The 530-nt window shown below is 70.9% G+C and carries 1 pseudogene; it reads right to left on the bottom strand.

From position 1 onward, the window contains the following. Positions 1-530, bottom strand: a pseudogene (locus G3I78_RS47445) (phenylacetate--CoA ligase family protein); the annotation flags it as partial.

Below are 530 nucleotides of genomic sequence, written 5' to 3'. Positions count from 1 at the left end.
CAGTCGTGGTCGACGAACCGGCCGCGGTCGCCGATGCGGTAGCGGATCAGCGGGCCCTCGCCCTTCTGGAAGGTGGTGGTCAGCAGCTCCCCCGCGGTGCCGTCGGGCAGGGGGCGGCCGTGGTCGTCGACGACCTCCAGGTAGTTGTAGTCGTCGTTGACGTGGTGGAGCATCCCGTCGAGGGCGGCGCACTGGTAGCCGAGCTGGGCCCCGTCGTTGGCGGCCAGGACGCTGGAGACGATGCGGGTGCCGAGGTGCTCGCGCAGCCAGGTGCGGTCGGCGCGGCCCATGGCCGTGCCGAGGTAGAGGACCTTCTCGATGCGCAGCAGGGGGTCCTGCCGGTACGCCTCGCGCAGCAGCGGGACGATCATGGTCGGTACGCCGATGACGGCGTTGGCGCCGAAGCTGCGGGCGAGCATCAGCAGGGACTCGGGGGTGGCGGCCTGGGCGGTGGTGCAGCATTCGAGCGGCATCCGGCTGAACTCGGTGACCGTCGTGGTCAGTCCGCCGTAGAGATCGCCGCCGAAGAG

The organism is Streptomyces sp. SID13726 (assembly GCF_010548375.1).
Classification (GTDB): Bacteria; Actinomycetota; Actinomycetes; order Streptomycetales; family Streptomycetaceae; genus Streptomyces.
This window is presented reverse-complemented; position numbering and strand designations above follow the sequence as displayed.